Genomic DNA, 24006 nt, shown 5'->3' on the forward strand with positions numbered 1-24006 from the left:
TTATGGCATACGTCGAATTGCAGGTGACATCAAATTTCAGTTTTCTCCGTGGGGGATCCCACGCGGAGGAGCTCATGGAGCGGGCCGCCGCACTGGGCTATACCGCCATAGCCGTGACCGACCGCAATACCTTTGCCGGACTGGTGCGGGCGCATGTGGCCGCCAGGAAACACGGTATCCGCCTGATCCCCGCCTGCCGCCTGGACCTGCTGGACGGACCGGGCCTGCTGGCCTATCCCACGGACCGGGAAGCCTACGGACGGCTTTCGACCCTGCTGAGCATCGGCAACCGCCGTGCTGAAAAAGGGCAGTGCCACCTGTATAAAGCCGATGTCTATGCCTATCACAAGGGCATCGAGTTTGTTGTGGTGCCTCCCGATAAGCTCGTTTCCGGTTTTGAGCTAGAACCCGATTATATACGGCATATCAAAGAATACCGTGAGGCATTGGGCAGCTACCTTAGCCTCGGTGCGGTACGCACCTATACGGGCGACGATGCCCGAAAGCTGTTCCGCATCCACCAGCTCTGCGGGCAGCTTGACATGCCCATGGTGGCCCTGAACGATGTACACTACCACGGGCCGGAGCGGCGCGAACTGCAGGATGCGCTGACCTGTGTCCGGGAGAAATGTACCGTCCAGACCGCAGGTTTCCGGCTCCATCCGAATGCGGAGCGGTACCTCAAACCGATGGACGAGATGGAGCGCCTGTTCCGCCAGTACCCCGAGGCCATCCGCCATGCAGAGTCCATCGCCGAGGCCTGTCGCTTTTCGCTGGACGAACTGGAATACGTATATCCCGAGGAGCTGACCAAGGGAGGGCGAACCCCGCAGGAAGAACTGGTACGGCTCGCATGGGAAGGTGCACACGAGCGGTTCGGCGATGACATCCCGGAGTCGGTCAGAGCGTCCATCGAACATGAACTGGATTTTATCGAAAGGAAGAACTATGCCTCTTATTTCCTTACCGTGCATGACTATGTCCGCTTTGCCAGGGAGCGCAACATCCTTTGTCAGGGCCGCGGGTCTGCAGCCAATTCCACGGTCTGCTATTGCCTGGGTATCACTTCGGTCAATCCTGCCAAAGTCCGCCTGCTGTTCGCCCGCTTCATGTCGGATGCCCGTGACGAGCCGCCCGATATCGACGTGGACTTCGAGCACGAACGGCGCGAGGAAGTGATCCAGTATATCTATGAAAAGTACGGCCGTGACCGAGCCGCTATCGTGGCCACGGTGACGCAGGTACGGGCCAAAGGCGCCGTGCGTGATATAGGCAAGGCCATGGGCCTGTCACAGGATACCGTGGACCGTCTTGCCGCTACGGTCAGCAGCCATTGGGACGATTACATAGACCTGCAGCTGCTGATCGAACAGGGCTTCAATCCCGATGACCCACACCTGCGCAAGGTTCTGGAACTGACGGGGCAGTACATGGGGTTCCCCCGGCAGCTGGGACAGCATACGGGCGGCTTTGTCATCACCCAGGGCAAGCTGCATGAACTGTGCCCGATCATCAATGCCCGCATGGAGGACCGTACTAACCTCGAATGGAACAAGGATGATCTCGAGGCACTCGGCTTTTTGAAAGTGGATGTGCTGGGCCTTGGGATGCTGACCTGTATCCGCAAGGCATTCGATCTGGCCAGGGCCCACTACGGGCTCGACCTCACACTGGCCAATATCCCCGAAGACGATACCGAAGTGTACGATATGATCTGCCGCGCCGATACATTGGGGGTATTCCAGATCGAGAGCCGGGCACAGATGTCCATGCTGCCGCGCCTCCGTCCACGGACGTTTTATGACCTGGTGATCGAGGTCGCTATCGTACGGCCCGGCCCTATCCAGGGTGATATGGTGCACCCCTACCTGCGCCGACGCAACAAAGAAGAACCCGTGGAATATCCTTCTGAGGAAATCAAGGGAATATTGGAGAAGACATTGGGCGTACCCCTGTTCCAGGAGCAGGCCATGGAGATTGCCATCGTGGCCGCAGGCTTTACGCCCGCCGAGGCCGATGCGCTCCGGCGCAGCATGGCCACGTTCAAAGCCAAAGGGCACGTATCGGCATTCCATAAGAAGATGGTCGACGGCATGGTCAGCAAGGGCTACACCGAAGAGTTCGCCAACCGGGTGTTCCGACAGCTGGAGGGCTTCGGTAGCTATGGCTTCCCGGAGAGCCATGCCGCTTCTTTTGCGCTGCTCGTGTACGTGTCGTCGTGGATCAAGTGCCACTACCCGGATATCTTTGCAACTTCCCTGCTGAACAGCCAGCCGATGGGTTTCTATCAGCCCGCACAGATCGTCATCGATGCGCAGAAGCACGGCGTGCAGGTATTGCCCGTGGACGTGAACCATTCCCATTGGGACCATACACTGGAAGGGGAGTTCGGTAAAAAACACCATGCACTGCGGCTGGGATTCCGGCAGGTGAAGGGCCTGAACGAAGAAGATATGCAGGTATTGGTCGGGGGACGCCACGGCGGCTATCCGTCCATCCCGGCATTGGTCGATGCCGGGATACCCCTATCCGCCATGGAGCGGTTGGCCGATGCGGACGCCTTCCGTTCGATGGGCCTCGACCGTCGCCGGGCGCTGTGGGAAGTGGCCGCCCTGCAGGACAGGCCGATCGGCCTGTTCGAGGGCCAGCCCTCCGAAAGCACGAAGGAAGGGCAGATCGAACTCCCCCTGATGACACCGAGCGAGCACGTCGTGCAGGACTACGCCAGCACATCCCTTTCCGTCAAAGCGCATCCCGTAAGTTTTTTCCGTGAAAAACTGGATCTGCTGCACGTCACACCGACAGTGGCACTGCCCACCATGAAAGACGGCATGTTCGTCAAGCTCTGCGGCATGATCACGGTACGCCAACGGCCGGGCACCGCCAAGGGCGTGCTGTTCGTGACCATCGAGGACGAGACGGGATTTGCCAACCTGGTGGTCTGGGGCAAGATGTTTGAGAAATACCGTAGGGAGATCCTGCAGTCCCGGTTACTGATGGTGACGGGCAAGCTGCAGATCGAGGGCGAGGTCATCCACGTGATCGTGCAGCACTGCACCAACCTGAATGGGTGGCTGCGTAATCTGGCTGCACCGGAAGATGGCGATACGGTAAAAGGGGTGTTCTATAAGGGAAGGAATTTTCAGTGAGGGGAGTTCATGCTTGACAGTTACATCTGGTTGGTACGTATTACTCCACTCCAATTGGCAGGTTTGACAGCATATCCTATTGCCAGATATGTTATTGAACCCAAAAGAATATCTGCCTGATATTTATGAAGCGAGCAGCTTTGGGCGCTTTTGTTATATCGGGTATGCATGAGGGTACTCGCACCAGCTAGGAAACATATCATATTGTTTTTTCGCGAATTGTCCTTTTTATTCCGTACCTTGATGCCCCTTCCTACGTGCAGACCTTGTAATAATACGAGACGAAAGTATGCAAGGTTCTAACTTCAAGATCATGGCATCTACATCAAAAAAAGGAATAGGCTTCCTTTCGACTTTTCCCCCACGCGCATGCGGTATCGCTACCTATACTACGGACCTCATGAGGGCCATCGCAGGCAAATTCCATTCTTTTAACCTTATACCCATACCGATCGAGAGCGAGGGTGCTGGACATGCCTATCAGTTTGATACGCCTCAGAGACTGGACGTTTCAGATCCCGGTTCGTTTGATCGTCTTACAGAATATATTAACACTGCTACGGATATCGATATGGTATGTGTCCAGCATGAATTCGGGCTGTTCAAAGATCAAGAGGTGGCTTTTCTCTCGTTCATCAGCAATCTGGAGAAGCCCGTGGTACTTACTTTCCATACCGTACTGCCTTCACCGGACCCACTGTTGGCCGAAAAGGTGAAAGCCCTAGCGGAAGCCTGTTCCCGCGTCTCGGTCATGACCCGGAGTTCAGCAAGCATCCTGATCAACGATTATCAAATATCGGCCGACAAAACTATCGTGATACCCCATGGTACCCATTTAGCACCTGCAGTCGATAAGAACGAGATCCGTCGGCGGTATGATCTGACCGACAGGAAAATACTGAGTACATTTGGTCTCTTAGGCCCTGGAAAAAGCATCGAAACAACATTGGAGGCACTTCCGGCGATTATTGCCAGAACGCCAAATGTCATGTTCCTCATTCTTGGCATGACACATCCTGCTCTGATCCAACAGGAAGGGGAATATTACCGGGATATGCTTAAAGAGCTGGTCGATAGATACCAGATCGCCGATCACGTCCGATTTGTCAATGAATTTTTGTCAACGGAGGATCTTCTGTCATATCTCCAGATTACGGATGTATACCTTTTCACTTCAAAAGACCCACTCCAGGCTGTCAGCGGCACATTCTCCTACGCATTGAGTTCGGGCTGTCCGATCGTGTCAACACCCATACCCCATGTGCGTGAAGTGTTGAAAGAGGACATGGGGATCATGATCGGCTTTGAAGCTCCCGATCAGTTGGCGGGTGCCGTCAACCAGATATTGGACGATACGTCAAGACTCGACAGGATCCGCCATATCAACCTGCAAAAAATGGTGGCCACATCCTGGCAGAACACCGCGTTGGCACATGTCAATCTGTTCGAAGATATTTTCGGTGAGCAGCGAAGGATAACATATGCTCTCCCCCCTATTAATCTGGATCACATTCAGCGCATGACAACGGATATCGGGTTTGTTCAGTTTGCCAATATCAGTACGCCCGATGTGGAAAGTGGTTATGCGCTCGACGATAATGCCCGTGCCCTGATCGCTATGCTGCACCACTACAGGATATCCGAATCATATGCTGATCTGGCCTTGATCCAGAAATACCTGCAATTTATTGCATACTGTATACAAGATGACGGGACGTTCCTGAATTATGTGGACAAGCAAGGCCACTTTACGGGTCAGAATAATCAGGAAAACCTGGAAGACGCAAATGGGCGGGCAGTATGGGCACTGGGCGAGGTCATCGGCATGTCCCATATGCTGCCCGAAGAAATAATCGCGCTTGCGAATGAGCTGTTAGAGCGGACATCGGTTCATTTTTTGTCCTATCACTCGACAAGATCTATGTCCTTTACGATCAAAGGATTGAGTTTTCTGAATCACAATCGCTATATGGATGTGTTGACGACATTGGCAGATCGTTTGGTAGCCATGTTCGACCATGAAAGCTCAGCGGGCTGGCAGTGGTACGAGTCCTATCTGACTTATGGCAATAGTGCCATTCCTGAAGCATTGCTCGCTGCATACGAAGTCACAGGTCAGACCATTTATCAAGAAGTTGCATACAGATCGTTTGATTTTCTGCTTGGCAAGATCATGACAGGTGATGAAATCCATGTCATATCCAATAAGGGATGGGTACAGCGCGGAAATCCCGCAACGGATACCCAAGGAGGGGAACAGCCTATCGACGTGGCCTACACGATCATTGCATTGGATCGGTTTTATAAAGTAAGCCGGGACGAATCCTATAAGGAAAATATAGGCCGAGCATTTGACTGGTTTCTGGGCCGTAACCATCTCAAACAGATCGTTTACAATCCCGTTACCGGAGGATGCTTTGATGGACTCGAAGAGGATACGGTCAATATCAACCAAGGTGCGGAATCAACCCTGAGTTATCTAATGGCAAGGCTTATCATGGAACCTTATGCGTAGTCGAGCTACCATTTCACAATTTAACAAACATAATGCACTGAATGTCAATTATTATCACTACCTTTAACAAAGTTGTCTGCTATTATTTAATCCCATTCAGCAGATCAGACATGAAATAGAGCATATTGTTTTATCCTGGATTTTTTAGATTGTCCTGTGACAGTCCCTTTCTTTTTAAAGCAAACAACATTTTTTCAAATCGCAAAGACAGCTGATTGACTTGTCCAGGGAGAGACCCAGCCTGCCAACGGCCGATCGTAGAAAACGATTGACATGCGAAAAACACTAACAGTATAAAGTATACCCATCATGAGTAAAGATCAGAAAAAAGCAAAAAGTACGAAAGAGAAGACACAATCTTCTTACCAACAGGAGAAAGATTCGACTTCAAAAGAAACCACAGCAAATGTGTTTAGCAAGAAAAAGAAATAGGCCCTTAAATGGGTCTGCTCTTATCTTTTTTATTACCGTTAATAATTCCACATGTCACCATCTATAAAATTCAGCAATGTAAATACATTCTTTTCAAAATCGCTCAGAGTAAGGATAAACGAATACTTTAAGGTGAGCGGCAAGTCTAAAACAGGTGATTGGCGGATCGGTTTAAAGGCCGTCATCCTCTTCTCCTCACTTATTTGCCTTTACACGATTCTGGTATTTGTGCAGCCTTATTGGCCGATCAGCATCCTATTGTGTTTGCTCCTGGGGGTCAATTTTGCAGCAATCGGCTTTAATATCATGCACGATGCCGGGCACAATTCTTTTTCGCACAATACGAAGATCAACACCATTCTCTCGTACTCGTTGAACCTTGTGGGAGGCAATATATACCTCTGGAAGCTGAAACATAATATTGCACACCATACGTACACCAATATCGAGGGAGAGGACCATGATATTGAGATCAAGTTTATGCGGGTGCATCACGATCAAACGCTCAGGAGTTATCACAAGTATCAGCGATACTACTTTATCTTCCTATATGGCATATCTTACCTCGCATGGGTTTTCTTTCAGGACTATGAAAAATACTTCCGGCAAAAGCTTGGTAAAAACTCCGAAAGATTTGCTTTTCCGCTGAAAGAGAAAGTTATCTTTTGGGTAAGTAAAGTGTTCCATTTCGGTATATTTATAGTCATACCTATGATCGTTGTCGGATGGTTGCCGACCCTCATTGGGCTGTTAGTGGCCGGAATACTGTGTGGGATCTGCTTGGCTACCGTATTCCAGCTTGCGCATGTGGTCGAAGAAACGGAATTCAAAACTATAAATACCGATAAGGTTGAGCAAGAATGGATGGTACATCAAGTGCAGTCCACAGCTAATTTTGCCACTAAGGATAAGGTGTTGACCTGGTTGCTCGGGGGATTGAATTTCCAGGTGGAGCACCATCTTTTTCCCAAAATCTGCCATGTGCATTATCCTGCAATCAATAGGATCGTAAAGGAGACCTGTAGGGAGCTTGGTATCAAGAGCGTGGAATACGGAACCTTCCGGGAGGCATTCAAATCCCATGTCCGGGTCATCCACAGCATGTCCCGATAGAGGTCTGTTGATGTTTAGTCATAGCACAGTAAAATCGAATGGCCGCTGAAAGAAAAACAACAGAATTATTTCATTTACAATAAATTACACGTATATTTGACCCGTAATCAGGCTCTGCCGACGCTTTTCTGAAACCGTTAAGTTCATCCTTCTCTCTCAGTCTTCGCTTTTTCAGCTGCTAATTTTTGTTGACAATATAACGGGTGCAGTACCTTTTTGAACCGGGCTATTTCAAGCCGTTCAAAAAATACAGACATCATTTCTTGCGAACAAATGGAATTACCATCGTAGCGATGCCACGATCGAAGCAATAACGGCAGTAGCCAAAAAAAAGAAAAATAATTTATCAATAAATACATAACACAATGCAACAAGGAACAGTAAAATTCTTTAACGTTACCAAGGGTTTCGGTTTTATTACACCAGTAAGTGGTGGTCAGGATGTTTTCGTACATTCATCAGGTCTGATTGACGATGTTCGTGAAAATGACTCCGTGACATTTGACGTAGAGAACGGCAAAAAAGGCGTTAATGCAGTTAACGTACGCGTAGCATAAAACTTAAAGAGAAAGACCAACAGTCTTTCCCAGGCTATACTATAGCAGATGACATTCGTGTTATCTGCTATTTTTTTGGATGTTCTGGTATGATACTACCCTATTTTTTCATTCTGATCATTATACCGCTAACTACGGCTGCAATAGAATAGCACAAAGGAATTTCGTCCATAAGCAATCCACCTAGCCAACCCAGCGTTATGGAAATACCTATAATTGTCCATGCGATAAGGATTAATTTAATCCACTTGATTTTGAAGTCATACCTCACTAAAATGTGATAGGCAAAGGTATAGATAAATAATGTCGGGAGAGAGAGGGTCAAACTGATTGCCAAGGTTATCGGCATAACTTCGAGTAAGCCAATAACCTCATGAGGATTGCCAAATCCAAATTCTTTGAATAATTGGGATAGGATGGGAGCTAATATCAATGTACACCCCCAATGTTTAAGTATATATGACCAATCCATAATCAGGGTATTTACTTTTATCTAGGTTCAGACTGCGGACTTGTATATTAGCATACAAAAATGATTAAACCCATAGTTGGTAATAATTATACATAATAAATTAAGATATCGGTCAGAGTTATGCACTTAGATAATATTCAGTACATACTCAAAGGGCTCTTTGATATAGAAAGAGCCCCTAATTTTTTATAACTATTAAAACTTTTGGTTAACAGATACTACCAAGAAAAGGCATAATTGTTTAAGGTGTGCATATCATCGATTTTCACAAAAGATGCTTTCTTTATATTGAGTGACCTTTTATTTTGTGTTTTTTCGACTGTTTTCAGCATGGCGAGGAAATCGGAGTTCATACCTTTAAATGTAACCGTGACATCAAACTTGTCATCCATGATCATTTTGTGAAGCTCATCCGCAAATGACCTCGACATAAATACGATACCATGAAAGTTCAAAACGATATCTTTTTCATTAAAGGCTTGAGTCTCTTCCTTTATGACTTTGACTAAGGTTGAAACAGATTCCCTGGTATCCAAAGAATTGTTAAACAATTCTTTTAATGATATTTCTAACTCTTGTTTCATCGTATAAGAACCTCCTTTCTACAAGGGTTGAATATGGAGCGCAAATATAACACTTTTAGCAAGTTAAATAAAGTATTTTAATAAAACAACTATTCAAGATAGTTTATATAATTAAATGATGGTGCTATTTTGTTAGGAATCCGTAAGCAGATGATGACTCCGTCCCAGTACACATGCGGCAATTCCAATTCGGTAATATCCCTTTCCGTCGCATTCATATACGTGAAAGAGTTGCCCGAAAACATAAAGAATTTTCCGTTCATCCCTTCACATAGCATCTTCGTGGAGGTACTGATCCCATAACCTCTATCTATCCCTCCCTTTGTCGATTTTCCGGATACAAAGCCTCCAATTTGTGAGATACTCAATGATACCCCAAAACGCAAAAAAGGTGGTGTTCAGTGGTATATATTTAAACCACCTTTCCTTTGCCAATCTGCTTGATTTACTTCACCCTATAAAGATTAGTCCTCTTTTTCTTAGGATGGGGCTGCCATTTTACCACCACCGGATGTAAGATTCTTGCGTCTGGCACTCGGATAGCCTTTCTTTATATGCGATACAATCGCATTGCTCATGCGTCCTCGTTGCAAACGAGGACGAGAGAAGGTTATACACGTATTGCCATAGCCAGTCATCTTTGCAACAAACATTTCACAAATGCCAGTCGATGTATGCAATGTTTGGAAAAACGGAGAGCCTGCATATCAAGGGGGTACAAGAGTTCTTAGAAATTACTTCTTTTTATCTCGCCACTTATCGCCTACGGTTTCTTTTGCCTGGTTGACGACTTCTTTGGGTAGTACCTTTATCAATCGGAAGTAATAAGGCCTCCGGCCACGGCCAGACTTGGATTTGCCCTTTTTATTGGTTTTTAGTATATACGCTTTGAATGTTTTGGAAAGCCGATCACCTATCAAGGAAGTATCTGTCGTGTCCCCACATCTTTCATTTATCATGTCAACAAGTTCTTCAATCAAGAATTCGTCTCCTTCTTTAAAAAACGACAATGCTATAGTAATCTTTTCGTTAAGATCCAGCGAGTTGTACGTTTCCTGTTTATGAGGGCCTTCTTTTTTTCTATAGGCGATACGATCTTTTGTTTTTTGGGGAAGAGATTCGAAAGCCTGTATTGGATGATCAGGGTTGCCGAATTCGTAGTAGTGTAGATTAAAGATTTGGGATATAGCCTCTTGGGTTTCTAGCTCCAGGCTACCAGAATGCTCTAAAATGGAGACGATAGTCTTTTTTGTTGACTTGGCCAAATATGCAATATCAATCGGCTCTAATGAAAATGCTTGCATGTATTTTCTTAGTATTTTAGCGTATTCCTTTATTATTGTTGCATTTGCCATTAAAAAATAATAGAAATTTTTTGGATTTTATATTTGTTTTTTTATATTTGTATATTATTAGCGATATAAATAGGGATATCCCTATCTGTAACGATGTTACTCATACAAGAAAACCGTCAATTTTTCCCTATGAGTCGATCGTGAGCTCGCTATCTATTGGATTTTGTTATCTTTGTCGATACTGGTCCGATAGGGCGAGTCTCATGTAAGTCTTTGGGGAACCATGACTTTGGTCATGGTGGTTCTTGACGGTACCGCTTGCAAAGCATTGAGGCTCGCCCTATTGGTTTTTAACCAATAAGTCTTTCCTCCAAGCTTAGTTGAGTTAAACATTGTCATCATAAATCAAAAGATTATGAAAATGACACGATTAAATAAAAACCGTCAAGAACTATCCCTACGACTTTCAAAAAGTGTATTGCTGGTTCACTATTCATCATTAATAAAGAACGTCATCACTGCGCCTGAATAAAAATTCCTACGGATAATACAGAGGAAAGGTGTTCCGTTTGATTAGCACACGTAGAGACGTAAGATCTTACGTCTTTACAGAAAATGGTAAAACGCACCGTTTCCCAAAATATTCGTACCGACCTTCATTAAAAATTCTGACAATACCAACGATTGACAGATACAATTGGACCGGATTGTTTATTATTCAAGCACAATAAAATTAGCATATCTTTTCCAATATACCAAAATGATGTGGTTATTTCTCCCCGGAAATGGAGGAGTTGAGAATCAGCTATTTAAAAAAATTAATTGTAGGAGCTTACATGAACAAAAAGAAACTTTTCAAGAATATTATAAAAAGTCCCGAATAGTTCGGCAGGCTTTCCCATATCGGTGAATGCTGCACGACCACAATTTTAAACCTTATTATAATCCGCATTTTCAGCATTCCGACACCAATTCGTGAATTAACTTATTAGACCGATGGCCTGGCATCCGGCCGGATAGAAAGGATGGTATCTTTCTGAAGCGTTGCCGGGATCAGAGGTCATTTTGAAATAACCTTAAAAATGATGAATTTTGACAAGGGTGGGAGAGGACTGTGCCTGCCACTAAATGTAGAGACGCAATGCCTGTCTATCCGACAGGTAGACATTGCGTCTCTACGAAAAAAACGAAAACACACCACCGCCGTACAACGCGGCGAGATCGGTATCCCCCGATCCGTACAGATATATTTGCAGGTGTGGTTGAAAGTCACACGTAGGGGCGAAATATCTTTCGCCCAATTGATACGGGCAAATAATCATTTGCCCCTACGTATATTTTTTATATTTTTTGTTTCACTGTTGTTTAGTTTAGAAGCCCGACCGCAGTCTCCCGGAAGCCGGGAGGCTGCCCCCGGGCAGCGACAGGAATTTGTCCGTGAGATCAACGGTACGGTGATCGATGCAGTGACCAAAGAGCCGTTGCTCGGTGTGTCGCTAGTGATCTATGTCGACTCGGTCAAGTATGTAGGTCGAGCTAGCCGTGACGGAGGACGTTTTGACTTCCGTGGCACACACATCACGCATGGCGTGATGAAGATCAACCACGAAGGCTATATAGCGCAGGAAATCCAATTATCCCCACAGAACAATGGCCCATATCATATCGCACTACAGCCCGACGCTATTGCCATAGAAGAGGTCGAGGTCATCAGTACGGGTTATTTCTCCGTGCCAAAGGAACGGGCTACAGGATCTTTTACTCATATTGGTCAGGAACTATTTAGCCGCTCGGTAGGTTCCAATGTCATCGACCGTCTGAAAGACGTTGTACCCGGACTGACTTTCAATCAGCCCAAGATCGGCAAGTCGACCTTTTTCAACGAGCCAAGCATCTCGATACGGGGGCGCAGTACCATCCGGGGCAATGCCGAGCCTTTGATTATCCTCGATAATTTCCCCTATGAGGGTGATATTAATGACATCAATCCCGAAGACATCGAGAGCGTGACCATCCTACAAGATGCGGCGGCCGCCTCGATATGGGGTGCACGTGCAGGCAATGGGGTGATCGTACTGACCTCCAAGAGCGGTAAACTAGATCGGCCGCTACAGATGACCGTACACTCGGATCTCTCCATCTCGGCCAAGCCCGATCTGTACTATACGCCCACGATGTCGATGGACGACTTTATCGAGGTAGAGCGATTTCTGTTTGACAAAGGTGCATGGAATGCCTATATCAACCAAGGGTACAGCTATATTACGCCTGCTGTCGAACTATTGAAACAACACCGCGATGGTGATCTGACCGATACGGAACTGGAAGCGGCACTGGACGTACTCAAAGGACAGGACGTCCGCCGTGATCTGTCGAAGTACTTTTATCGCCCGGCATCACTGCGCAAGCTGTCGGCCAGCTTTGACGGCGGTGGTAGGTATAACACCTATTATTTTTCAGCAGGTTATGACGAGAACAGGAGCACCCAACAGGACAGCGACAACAAACGTATCAGTCTCAATGCAAGAAACAGTTATAGGCTGTGGAAGGATAGATTACAGTTTGACATGGGAGTGATGTTCAGTAAGAGTATAAGCCATAATCAACGTCTATCGGGCAGTCAATATAATGTGCTGTACGATCGCTTGGCGGATGATCAGGGCAATCCGCTATCTATCGGCGGATGGAACAGATTCAGGCAGAGCTATATCGATACTGCCGGAAATGGACTGCTGAAAGATTGGAACTATAGGCCATTGCAGGAGTTGGGGATGAATACGTTTCGTAACGATGACCTGTCTTATCAAGTCAATACAACGCTACGGGTACGACCATTCGATTGGTTGACGCTGTCCGTTCGATACAGATATGCTGCTGGAAATGGAAACTTATATAGTGTGTGGTCTGAAGAGGCTTTTCAGATGCGTAATATGTTTAATCAGTTTTCGACCATAGATCGTATGACAAATATCGTCACTACAGCTATTCCCTCCGGCGGGCAATTGAATACAACGAGGCATGCCTCTGACCACCACAATGCGCGTATTCAGGCTGATCTAAATCACTCGTGGGGAAGACACAAAATGGCTGTCCTGGGTGGAGCTGAAGTCAATAGTTTAAGTGGGTTGAGTGAAATCGATGCCACGAGGCTTGGTTACCAGTCGGGCACGGAGACTTTCACGCCGATAGATCTGACTGGACGATACCCACAATACCATTTATCCTCGTTAGGAACCTTGTCTGTAGCTCCGATCCAGCCAACACGTGATCGCAGTGTCAACCGAAATGTGCTACTGTTTGGAAATGCTTCGTACACTTACAGCGATCGTTATACAGCCACAATCTCCGTAAGGAAAGATGAGGCTAATATCTTTGGCGTGGAAGCCAACCGCAGGGGGAAACCTTTCTGGTCATCGGGATTGCTCTGGCATATACACGAGGAGGATTTTGCCCGTGTACCTTGGCTACAAAGGTTGTCATTGCGTGGTACACACGGTATGATGGGCAATGTGAGCACGGCATCGGCATATCTGACATCTATGGGGGCTTTCACTCCTTATTTCTATACCGATAGGGTGTACCAGTCGATAAGCACGCCCCCAAACCCGATGCTGTCATGGGAGAAGGTGCAGATGACAAATGTGGCCGTTGATTTTGCGTTATGGCAGGGTGGGCTGTCCGGTTCGGTAGAACGCTACTTTCGGAAGTCTACTGATCTACTGAGTTACAATCCGATGGCACCCTCATCGGGGGTATCCCAATTGTATGGCAATTGGTCATCCATGAAGTCTTCGGGATGGGATATCTCGTTGACTAGTCATCAGCTACGGGGCCATTTTTCATGGTCGTCCAATTTTATATTCAGTCATATCAAAGATATGGTGACCGATTATTATCAAAAACCCAGCAGCGATAGATTGTATCTGACATCCAATATCGGACAGTACCCGATCGAGGGAAAACCCCTTAATAGCATTTATTCGCTACGGTATGCTGGCCTGGATGAAGTTGGAGACCCATTGGGCTATATAGGTGGAGAGGAAAGCAAAAATTATACGGCCATTTACAATAATACCCCACTGTCCGAATATAGGTATCATGGTAGGGCAACACCGGCTACTTTCGGTAGCCTGCGCAATACTTTGGGGTATAAAGGTGCCGAACTCTCCTTTACCCTTTCTTATCATTTAGGCTATTACTTTCGTCAGCAGGCTTTCTCTTCATCTATGCTCTACAGTGTATTGGGATACGGTACATCTGCATTTCAGTCACATTATGCCGATCGTTGGAAACAAGCTGGTGATGAAATGAAAACACGTGTGCCGGCGGCTTTGTATCCAGTGAACGGCAATCGTGAGGTCTTCTATGGTATGGCCGAAGACCATGTACAGCGTGGGGATCATATAAGATTGCGTGATGTACGTATTGCTTACAGTTTTCCGGAGTTGAAGACGAAGTCCATAAGGGCGATCCAATTGTATGGATATGTGGATAATGTAGGCGTACTATGGGTCGCCAACAGAGAAGGTTATGACCCACAGGCTGTACCTGACGTGGGAATGATCTATCCTATACCGATAACCTTTGCATTTGGTCTTAACATTAAAATATAATCAACATGAAAATATATACTATATACACTCCCCTGACCGCGCTGATCCTGTCATTGCTGTCCTGTGGAGAGTATCTCGATACCAAACCGCATTCCAATCTGGTCGTACCGGAAAGTTTGGACGATATGGAGCAGTTACTGGACAATGGAACAGTATTCACGCCCTATCCGGAGCTGTTGGAGTTGCAGGCCGATGACTTTTATTTTGAACAACCGTATTGGGAAAGCATGTTTGAGCTGGTGAGTAAAAATGCCTATATCTGGGCCAAAGATATTTACGGCACGACAGAATCTCACTCAGCATGGTCACAACCCTATAGTAGGATCTTTTACGCCAATGCCGTCTTGGATGGTTTGCAAGGCATAGCCCGCACCCAGGCCACGGCTGCACGTCATGACCATATCAAGGGGTGTGCACTGTTCTTAAAAGCGGAAGCGGTGTACATATTGGCACAGCTATTTGCCAAAGTGTATGACGAACGTACTGCGCACAGCGATCTGGGTATCCCTATCCCGATCTCGGCTGATGTCAATGAACAGGTATCCCGTCCTACGCTTGAATATACTTTTGAATTCATTACCAACAGTCTGACGGAGGCCGAAAAGCTGCTTTCGGCTACTGTAGATTATTCCAGACCCTCAAAAGCGGCAGCCAATGCTCTCCTCGCACGCGTTTATCTCTACATGGGAAGGTATGAAAATGCACTGGATCATTCCAGCGCATCATTGCAATCCTTTGATGACGTGATAGATCTGAATACAGCTACTGTTAGAGATTATAAAAATACAATGTTAAACAGGTTTTTGTCTCCTTCCAATGATATCAAGAATCTAAGGGCTTCTACCCTGATAGATACTGTACTCATCAGGAGCTATAGCCTTTCAGATAAAAGGTTGTCTTCGTTTTATTTGGAGCAGAGCCCTAAGAAGTGGGTCAAGAAACGTTTTAATAATCTAGTGGATTTGTGTTTCACGGGATTAGATGCGGACGAACAGTACCTCATACGTTCGGAATGCTATGCTCGGGACGGGCAGTTGGATAAGGCACTTGAGGATCTAAATAACCTTCTAAAAAATAGATTTACTGTCGGTGCGTATGTTCCTTATAGTAGTTCTGATAGAGATGAGGTTCTGCGTTGGATATTGGAAGAACGTAGAAAAGAATTGATCTTTCGAGGAGTCAGGTGGTCGGATCTTAAACGGTTGAATCGGGAAGGTTTTGATATGAAACTCACGCGTATGCTGGGCAACGATGTCTATACTCTGGCTCCCCATGATCCTAAATGGGTACTGCCTATACCATTGAACGAAGTAAGCGTAACTAAAATTATACAGAATGAGCGTTGATATAAGGAAGCTATTTTTACTATCGGGATCGATCATGATCGCGATGTCGTCCATTGCTCAGAAAAACACGGCACAGCTTACCGTTGTGTCGGATTACTTAGATGTGCGTGATACTTTGGAACTTTATGTCTGGAGGGATTTGATAGGGTCTGAAATTAATGCTCCTCATGATATCATATCTATGGTACAGGATGGTCACGGCACCTATAGAGCTGATATAGCCAGTATGAATACTCATACACATGTCAGCCTGTATTTCTCCTATCAGAAATCCATGAAAATCCCGATGTTTGGCATTTTTTCAACTTTGCCACTACGACCGGGAGATGATATTACGATTGAATTGTTTCCGAAAACAGGCCGATACAAAGCAGCTGGAATGGGATATGACAATGGTGAGCCTGTGTTTTTAAAGAATTGGTTCTGTGTTTTTTCTGGAGTGGGGGGCAAGCGTATGCATTTGGATTACGAGATGACGGATATCTATACGAATATCACTTACGCGCCATCGCCGAAGGAACAAAAGGTATATATTGAGAGCAAGTGGTATAAAATAGACAGCCTCACAATGGAAGTCGATCAGCTGATTTCAAGAGCTGCTCTCCAACTCGATACGCAAGACGCTGATCGCTTGCTCGAGAATGCGAAGGTATGGGCCGTCCTGAGCAAAGTTGAAGTGCTTAAGGAATACAGGATGATGAGTCTCATGAATACCGTGAGGCTGGATACCGCTGATTTCTTAGGGCTCATTGATAAAATGTCGGCCGATGTCAATCAGCTGACAAAACAATACAATCTATCGATAGCAAGAAATTTTCGGTCGGTAAAGGCTGGCGCTATGCTAGCGGAATATAGTAGTATCATGCGCAGAGGTGTTTCTGGTATAGCAGATATGTTTTCTGAGACCGTAAACTTATTTGGTGAAAAAATTATGCAAGACCGGATAATCGCAAATCTTATCATTGATCATTTTTCACGTAAGCCGGATGGATTGGCTTTGGAAAAAATAATGGAAGGAATTTACGATCCTTATGCCCTGAAGAGAATACAGGAAAAAGGAATTTTTGTGCCGGGTAATGCATTTCCTGAATTTTCCTTACCTGATATATCGGGCAAAAAACACAATTTGTCGGACTATAAAGGAAAGCTGGTATTGCTAGATTTTTGGTACATGGGCTGTATACCGTGTAGATATTTTATAAAGAATGAAATAAAACCTTTGGCTGAAAGTGGTATTGATATCGAGATCTTACTGATCAGTACGGATACAAGGAAGGTCTTGGAGAAAGCTATCATCGACGATGTCATCCCCTCATCGGTTATTGCACTGTATACAGAAGACCAAGGGTTTAAACACCCATATATTGGGCGTTTAGGCATAAGTGGTTATCCTTATCCAGTACTTTTGGATGGCAAAGGCAAAGTTCTTTTGGTCGGAAATCAGTTGAAAAACGAGCGCTTGATCGATATCATCAGGCGGTACAAAAATAGCGGAGAATAATTCTCCGCTATTGCATTTAATTTGATTTCGGCTGGCGTTCGCCAATACATTCAATCCAATTGTCAACTGCTTCTGGGTGCCCCGGAGCATAAGTCCAGAAACAAGTTTGTGGTTGCTGACTGTTACACTCGAAGGTTGTGCCTAAAGTTCCCACACTTTGCATGTTGGGTTCGTTAATGGGGGCATCCGTAGGATTGGGGAGCCCTTCCTCAATTTTTTCATAACCCGGTGTGCCATCAGTCTGACACGGACTGTCTTCGGCTTGGCTAGCCCAAGCACCTCCTATACCGACCACTATGGCCAGGATAGGTAGGATTTTAAATAAACGATTCATCATATATATTGAAATTAAAGTGTTTCATCTTTACGTTTCTTTTGTTGCTTTGCCAGCTTCCATAGCATGATAGATGCGACTGCTACGATCCCATTGACCACATAATGCATGTCCCATGATAGGTTCTTGAAAGCACCTTGACAGGAGCAGGGCAGGAAAGGGGCATAGTTCATTATATAATATATATAGCTTGTGTAGACCATCATTAATACAAGCAGTAATGAATAGACCCACAGCTCTCGGTAGCGGTATAGGATCAGAATGGCGAGTCCATATTCTAGTAGCACCACTAGCGCCGTAAGCATGTACGCTACGGTTTTGCCGACATAAGGCAACAGTTCTAAGTGTGCGGAGAAGGCCTCAATGTCCATCACTTTCTTGGTTGCAGTGTACAATAGGAGTCCGCTCAAGCCAAGCGAGAATAGCCGCATCACAGTAATCCGGGTACCGGAGTACCGCTCGTTTTTGATAGATAATGTTTTCATAGTATATAATTTGTAGCTATACCCATCGGCATAGAGGGCTTACAATACTCCAAAGATAGATACGATCGATAGGCAATATTTGGCAAAATGATGCCGACTAATTGGCACTCCCGTCCCTTGGATAGGCATGTGGTGTGTATGCGATGCGGTCAGAAGATTTGCCGCAGATACTCGCGGCTGAGACAGAGAAAGCTGGCGATTTCGGTTCTGGGAACTAAATTTAGTACATTGCCATAGCGTTGGCGGAATGCCTCGAGGCGGTCACGCTTGTCCAGTGCCAGCAGATACTCCCTGAATGCGATGTCCTGCTGGTGCCGCTCCCGTAGCAGATCGTACAGGATGATATGGGTAGGATAGCGGATGGACAGTTCATAGAGGCCCTTGCGGTCCATAAAATAAACCAGGCTGCTCTCGAGGGCAAGTAGCCGGAAGCGGTGTCTTTCCAGTGGGACGAATATCAACTCCTCCTGTGCGGCATATCGTATGGGCCGTTTGCGCTCATACTTGCCCAGTGTACCGCCGCCCACAAAGTAGATGTCGCCGGGCAGGCAGGGCAGGTGCTCGCCGCTATCGATCTCCAAACGTTCTATATGATTTGGCAGATCAGGAATCTCTCTCCGCCATGGGGCATAGACGGTATCTAGAAATAGCTCAAATGTGTTTCCCATATCCCACAGGTCATTGGTAAGTGATCCAGACCGCAAATTTATAGGGAGAAAACCAAAAAGAAGCATTCTTTTCGTATATCACATGTTTTTCCGGTAGGATGGCTTTAAGATCTTCGTAGAACGGCTTTTTCCTTCGCAGGGGTATCCGCGAAATCGTGTGCTCGGGCAAAGGCCTTCCTGTCGACAACGTACGATTTTATTCTTTTTGCCCGAAAAATGTGTTGCATATTGCCGTCGATTAATCAGCGTACGAATGTTTTGGACGTCTGAAATGGCCAATCGGACGAACCAAACGAGTCAACACATGTAAACTAAAAAAACATGAAACAAGTTAAAGAACAGACGCCAATCCGCAATCAAGGAATGCAATTGGAGAATGAGGTAATCACATGGACGCAGCTACAAAACGTATTTAATGCGAAGAATCCCAAAAAAGACTGGAAATGTCCGATTGTGACGCCGCGGTTCTAGCGGTATAGAATGAGGAGGGGCGAAGAGCGACAGTTAGACGCCTCTCCATTTTTTTACTTTTTACGATCATGAATAGATATCTAAATGATTGGGACTTTGCACTCTTCAGCGCAAACCTGCACACCTATATGCCAGCTATCGGATGGCATGAGCATCCGGAAATCTATACGGACTGGAGACAGTATCATAGTGGAAAGACAGACATAGACCACTGCCCTCCCCTGAGTGATACCGAAAGACTTCGGGCACTGCCCACGGGCATTGTGGTATTGTTTCATCTGGGACACCATATACAGCTACCTTTACGACTTGCACAAGCGGGGCTATCTTTCGATATTATCCTCGACCGATCGGTATACAGACGATCGCAGCCGCTCTTTGATCGACTGCAGGAGGAGATGGATATACACGGACGTCAGCATGCTTATTTATTTAGTGATGACCCGTCTTTGCTCCTGCGCGTACGCGAGCGTTTGCGCAAAGGCAGACATCTGCTGGTCTTTGCAGACGCTGCCTCAGGCGCTGCCTCGCCATCTACAGCCAAGGACGTACGTGTACCCATTCCCTTCCTGCAGGGAGAGCTGTGGCTTAAAAAAGGTATACCGCTTATGGCTTATTTGTTTGATGTAGCGCTCTATCCGATCTGCTATCAACATACGACCGAATGCCCGTCGTATGTCCTGCACGAACCTTTGGCTGTGCGAAAGCAGGAAAACCGGGAAGATTTCATCCGACGTGCGCTCTGTCAATGCTATGGCCTGCTGGCCGAAACGGTATCCCGTCGCCCTTGGGTATGGGAATGCTGGCCTTATCTGCATAGCAATGGGATGCTGCAGATTGTGGACGTGGATATGCTATCGGTCTTGAAAAATGACCCCATGTTGCTGCTCCCTTTGGACAACAAAAATTGCTTATTCGACCGAAGGTATTATTATGCGCGAACGTTAACCTTTTGATGTATTGATTGAATTATTTATCTTTAGGGCACAATAAGCCTATTGATGAAGATCAATCTGTATTATATCACCTTATGGAATCTGCTCAGCTTTTTTGTGTTTTTGGGCTTGCTGGTAGGGATAAATATATTTCTGACGAACGAAAATATACCTTTCAATCAGATCATAACGGCGAGTATACTGTTTTGCATAGTGTATGTGATGCTATTTGCTTCCTCCTGGAAGCTTTTGTCTCCGGCCCGGAAAGACCGTGTAGTCGGCATCGTCTGGGCATTACTTGTGTTGGCTTTGGTGGCCTGCTATGCATATCCGTTGATCTACGATTGGCTTCCCCGCTTGGGCGTATACTTTCATCGAGTGGACACAGAATTTGACGTATTGGAGTTTTGGGAGCGAATTATGTGGGCAATGGCTTTTGTCTGGCTATTGAGTGCAGGGGCGGCGACCACATATCGCTATATTGCTTCACGTATACAGCTCCGGCAGGCAGCGGCAAAAAGGGATATCTATAGGATCAGGATCGAACGTCTACAGGCACAGTTGGAAACCCGACATTTTTCGCCGCATACGATCGAGAATGTCGTGGCCATTACGATGGGTAGACTCACGACCGAAAATAAGGAGGAGTATCTGGATACACTGATGGTGCTGGCAGAGATCTTACATTATGCCTTACGTATGCAGGATGAACGTGAGACAGCATCTTTTGCGGAAGAGTGGCGACAGGTAGAAAACCTGGTTATGCTGGGCCGGGTCTGCTTTGGGGATGAGGGTATAGTGCTTCATAGACCGGAGAAACTGCCCGAAGGCCGACTCCCTATGGGCATTTTTGTGATGCCTATGGAGAATGCCCTTAAGTACGCGACGGTGGCTAGGGACAAAGCAATTGTAATTGACCTGCAACGACACGTGGCGGGGTGGCGCTTTACGGTGACAAATAGCTTTCGGGAAACCAAACGTCAAGGAATATGGTCAAACAGGACAGGCTTTACACTGCTTCAGCAAAAAATAGAAGGAGGCAACTGGCCGTTGGCCATCGAGCGACAGGAACGAGGTGATACCTTTGTGGTCAGCATCGTAAGCAACTTGGATAACGAGATTTGAAGCTATGAAAAAGGAATGTTATACGATCATGATCCTGGACGATATGCTCGACTCGACCCTGTTGCTGCAGCGTCTGCTCGCAAAGATCGAATATGTACAGATTGTGCATAGGGTAGACAGGCCGGAGCAGGCCTTAAATCTGTTGGACATCCGGCCGGTGGACATCCTGATACTGGATATGGAAATGCCGGCAATGATGGGGTGGGAATTTGTCAACCTGTTGGACGATCCACCTGTCATACTCGTATTTACCGATCATGCACAGTACGGTTTTAAAGCACATGAAATAGGAGCGAGAGGCTATATCTCGAAGATACTGAATTATAACCTCCTCAAAAAAACGATAGATGATGCTATCCGTGAGGTAGATTACCGGGACGAACTGACCAAAAATAACAGTACCTGTGTAAAGGTGCGCAATTTTGACACCAAACGGGACGAGATCATCGTACACGAAGATCTCTGCTATGCCGAAGTGGACGACAAGATGGTGTCACTGTACTTGAAAGAGGGAAGGGCCATCAATAGCCAGATGTCTCTTTCCAGACTGATGGACGAACTTCCCGACAACAAGTTTGTCCGCATCAGTGCAAAGCACATGGTGGGCAAGCACGCCGTCATGTCATGTTGCCGGAAAGAAGTACAGATACGGGGATGCGAGAGTATATTGGAGATATTGTATCCAAATGCTTATATAAAGCTACAGCGTATGCTAAGTGAGGACATATAGGATAGTAGTTTGCCGATCAGGCATTTCCGACCAATATAGAAACAACAGATTTGATCTAATGGAACTTAGGATATAAACTCTTTTTATTGTATAACGGAGCTCTGAAAATCTTCTAGGGAAAGACCTAGATGCCAGACCGGGAGCAAGAGAGCTCATAAACCTTTAAATTATGAAAGATTGGTTTTACAGGCAGATAGCAGTACTGACAGCTATATACGATATACTCCTTGAAATAAAACACCAACACGTCAGAACACACCGCCCCTTAGAACAACGGAAACGGTGGACCAAACAAGAGGTGCTGGACAAACTCAATATGAGCGAATCTACCTACAAACGCAACCTAAAAAACGGCTTGCTCCATCCGATCCGTCTGAATGGTATAGATGAATATTTTGAAGAAGATATACTGATGGCGTTGGAAGAAAGCCGACGGCGTGGGCGGATCTAGTGATGCCTTGATAGTGGAGGCGAATTCCTTTTTGAATAAAACGATGGACATAAACAGGGTTGCTTCTACCATAACGCGACTACTGTTTAGGATAAAGTGCATGTACACTGTGATATAGTATACAGTGTACGTGGCAAAGAATGCAGCGTTTGTTGCAAACTGTACTGCGTTTGCGGCAGACGCACTACGGTTTGTTGCAAACGTAGCTGTGACATGCCCGTGACCTACCTGTCAGCCTCCATGTGCATTGACTTTTTGACAAAGTAGTTTGTGTTTTCGACAAAGCATGTTGAGTTGGCAGTGAAGCATAAGCTGTTTATGACAAACCGTATGCTGTATATGGCGAAAGCAAAGCTGTAAATGGGGAGTTATGGTATTTTTTCGTCTTTGTCCGGGTCAAAAAAGACCAAATCGGGTCAAATTGGCTCAAATCGGGTCAAAACTTCATTTCTATTTCATGCTATGTATATGTTTGTCCTGTTCGATCTCGCGAGGAGAACGTGCTTGGGGCCTATAGCTTACGGCCTAAAGCTTAAAACACAAAAAAAATGGCAACAAAAGCAAAAGCGCTTATCAGTTTTTCACGGATGAAAGACGATAAGCTCGTGGTCGCCGCCAATACGATCATCGGCGCCATGACGAACAATCCAAACTATCCACAGCCTTCGCCAGACCTAGCGGACATTCAGCTGCTGTTGGATGATTTTACAGCTAAACTTGCTGCATCCCGCAAGCGAGGCTCACCGGAAGACACCGCTCTCAAGAAAGAAAGTAAGGAGCCTTTGGCCGAAGCCTTACAACAATTGGCCTATTATGTCAATTCAGTGGCCAAAGGGCATCTTTCAACTCTATTGAGTTCAGGCTTCCCGACCAATAGCCAAGGCGGATCTGAGCTTGTGCCGCTGCCCGTAGAATCTGTACGGCTGAGCGATGGCCGACAGTCCGGCCAGGTACGGTTGGATTTTGGTAAGCAGAGGGGTATCAGGGTATATGAATATCGCTGCCGCAAAGCAGGCAATCCTGAAGAAGCTTGGAGCGATAGGCTGTCCACCACGTCCTCACGTGGCAATATCATTGCTCCGCTAGAAACAGGGCAACAGTACGAAGTACAGGTGCGTGCCGTGAATACGCAGGGTCCCGGAGACTGGAGCCAGACCGCCAGTATATTGGTGAGGTAAGAGGGGAATTAACAATACGTAGAGACGCAATGCATTGCGTCTCTACAAAACA

General features: G+C 46.3%; 21 protein-coding genes. 14 read left to right on the forward strand and 7 right to left on the reverse strand.

All coding sequences use genetic code 11. From position 1 onward, the window contains the following. Nucleotides 1-2: 2 nt before the first annotated feature. The 5 genes from G5B00_RS02580 to G5B00_RS02595 all read left to right on the forward strand — a co-directional run bounded on the left by G5B00_RS02580 (nucleotide 3) and on the right by G5B00_RS02595 (nucleotide 7766). Complete coding sequence (locus G5B00_RS02580) at nucleotides 3-3149, forward strand: error-prone DNA polymerase (RefSeq protein WP_163871691.1); 3147 nt, start codon at nucleotides 3-5, stop codon at nucleotides 3147-3149. A 313-nt stretch (nucleotides 3150-3462) separates the two neighbouring features. After that, a complete protein-coding gene (locus G5B00_RS02585) occupies nucleotides 3463-5664 on the forward strand; it encodes a glycosyltransferase (protein ID WP_163871692.1) in 2202 nt (733 codons plus the stop codon). Nucleotides 5665-5973: 309 nt separating this feature from the next. Further along, nucleotides 5974-6096, forward strand: coding sequence for a hypothetical protein (locus G5B00_RS18260; RefSeq protein WP_255453774.1), 123 nt, complete (start codon nucleotides 5974-5976; stop codon nucleotides 6094-6096). Between the two features lie 51 nt (nucleotides 6097-6147). Beyond that, entirely contained in the window at nucleotides 6148-7209 is a 1062-nt protein-coding gene (locus tag G5B00_RS02590) for a fatty acid desaturase family protein (protein WP_163871693.1), read from the forward strand. 365 nt (nucleotides 7210-7574) lie between these two features. Continuing rightward, complete coding sequence (locus G5B00_RS02595; RefSeq protein ID WP_163871694.1) at nucleotides 7575-7766, forward strand: cold-shock protein; 192 nt, start codon at nucleotides 7575-7577, stop codon at nucleotides 7764-7766. A 100-nt stretch (nucleotides 7767-7866) separates the two neighbouring features. Here G5B00_RS02595 and G5B00_RS02600 read toward each other — a convergent pair whose 3' ends face one another. From G5B00_RS02600 to G5B00_RS02615, 4 genes are all read right to left on the reverse strand, one after another. Then, entirely contained in the window at nucleotides 7867-8238 is a 372-nt protein-coding gene (locus G5B00_RS02600; RefSeq protein ID WP_163871695.1) for a hypothetical protein, read from the reverse strand. A gap of 218 nt (nucleotides 8239-8456) precedes the next feature. After that, nucleotides 8457-8822 (reverse strand): STAS-like domain-containing protein, encoded by a 366-nt coding sequence (locus tag G5B00_RS02605; protein WP_163871696.1) that lies wholly within the window; start codon nucleotides 8820-8822, stop codon nucleotides 8457-8459. Between the two features lie 89 nt (nucleotides 8823-8911). Next, on the reverse strand, nucleotides 8912-9208 hold the full coding sequence (locus G5B00_RS02610) for a hypothetical protein (protein WP_163871697.1): 297 nt from the start codon (nucleotides 9206-9208) through the stop codon (nucleotides 8912-8914). Nucleotides 9209-9556: 348 nt separating this feature from the next. Then, nucleotides 9557-10126, reverse strand: a complete 570-nt coding sequence (locus tag G5B00_RS02615) for a hypothetical protein (RefSeq protein WP_163871698.1) — start codon at nucleotides 10124-10126, stop codon at nucleotides 9557-9559. Between the two features lie 1073 nt (nucleotides 10127-11199). Here G5B00_RS02615 and G5B00_RS02620 point away from each other — a divergent pair. From G5B00_RS02620 to G5B00_RS02630, 3 genes are read left to right on the forward strand one after another with little or no spacing between them, the layout of a single operon-like run. Beyond that, the gene (locus tag G5B00_RS02620) at nucleotides 11200-14730 is read left to right on the forward strand and encodes a SusC/RagA family TonB-linked outer membrane protein (protein WP_163871699.1); all 3531 of its coding nucleotides are present in this window, start codon (nucleotides 11200-11202) and stop codon (nucleotides 14728-14730) included. A gap of 5 nt (nucleotides 14731-14735) precedes the next feature. Then, entirely contained in the window at nucleotides 14736-16076 is a 1341-nt protein-coding gene (locus G5B00_RS02625) for a RagB/SusD family nutrient uptake outer membrane protein (protein ID WP_163871700.1), read from the forward strand. After that, entirely contained in the window at nucleotides 16066-17577 is a 1512-nt protein-coding gene (locus G5B00_RS02630; protein ID WP_163871701.1) for a TlpA family protein disulfide reductase, read from the forward strand. The genes G5B00_RS02625 and G5B00_RS02630 overlap by 11 nt, the downstream gene beginning before the upstream one ends. A gap of 16 nt (nucleotides 17578-17593) precedes the next feature. On the opposite strand, the gene G5B00_RS02635 is transcribed toward G5B00_RS02630, so the two are convergent. From G5B00_RS02635 to G5B00_RS02645, 3 genes are all read right to left on the reverse strand, one after another. Further along, entirely contained in the window at nucleotides 17594-17914 is a 321-nt protein-coding gene (locus G5B00_RS02635) for a hypothetical protein (RefSeq protein WP_163871702.1), read from the reverse strand. Between the two features lie 11 nt (nucleotides 17915-17925). Continuing rightward, a complete protein-coding gene (locus tag G5B00_RS02640) occupies nucleotides 17926-18396 on the reverse strand; it encodes a MauE/DoxX family redox-associated membrane protein (protein ID WP_163871703.1) in 471 nt (156 codons plus the stop codon). A 149-nt stretch (nucleotides 18397-18545) separates the two neighbouring features. After that, nucleotides 18546-19064 (reverse strand): Crp/Fnr family transcriptional regulator, encoded by a 519-nt coding sequence (locus G5B00_RS02645; RefSeq protein WP_163871704.1) that lies wholly within the window; start codon nucleotides 19062-19064, stop codon nucleotides 18546-18548. Nucleotides 19065-19385: 321 nt separating this feature from the next. Between G5B00_RS02645 and G5B00_RS02650 the strand changes: the two genes are divergently transcribed. The 6 genes from G5B00_RS02650 (at nucleotide 19386) to G5B00_RS02675 (ending at nucleotide 23954) form a co-directional block, all read left to right on the forward strand. Next, nucleotides 19386-19535 (forward strand): hypothetical protein, encoded by a 150-nt coding sequence (locus G5B00_RS02650; protein WP_163871705.1) that lies wholly within the window; start codon nucleotides 19386-19388, stop codon nucleotides 19533-19535. Between the two features lie 68 nt (nucleotides 19536-19603). Further along, on the forward strand, nucleotides 19604-20491 hold the full coding sequence (locus G5B00_RS02655; protein WP_163871706.1) for a hypothetical protein: 888 nt from the start codon (nucleotides 19604-19606) through the stop codon (nucleotides 20489-20491). 45 nt (nucleotides 20492-20536) lie between these two features. Next, nucleotides 20537-21595 (forward strand): hypothetical protein, encoded by a 1059-nt coding sequence (locus G5B00_RS02660; RefSeq protein WP_163871707.1) that lies wholly within the window; start codon nucleotides 20537-20539, stop codon nucleotides 21593-21595. Between the two features lie 4 nt (nucleotides 21596-21599). Beyond that, nucleotides 21600-22325, forward strand: a complete 726-nt coding sequence (locus G5B00_RS02665; RefSeq protein ID WP_163871708.1) for a LytR/AlgR family response regulator transcription factor — start codon at nucleotides 21600-21602, stop codon at nucleotides 22323-22325. 169 nt (nucleotides 22326-22494) lie between these two features. Beyond that, nucleotides 22495-22776 (forward strand): DNA-binding protein, encoded by a 282-nt coding sequence (locus G5B00_RS02670; protein WP_163871709.1) that lies wholly within the window; start codon nucleotides 22495-22497, stop codon nucleotides 22774-22776. Nucleotides 22777-23324: 548 nt separating this feature from the next. Beyond that, on the forward strand, nucleotides 23325-23954 hold the full coding sequence (locus tag G5B00_RS02675) for a fibronectin type III domain-containing protein (RefSeq protein WP_163871710.1): 630 nt from the start codon (nucleotides 23325-23327) through the stop codon (nucleotides 23952-23954). The last annotated feature ends 52 nt before the right edge of the window (nucleotides 23955-24006 follow it).

This window comes from Parapedobacter sp. SGR-10, assembly GCF_011030405.1.
Taxonomy (GTDB): domain Bacteria; phylum Bacteroidota; class Bacteroidia; order Sphingobacteriales; family Sphingobacteriaceae; genus Sphingobacterium.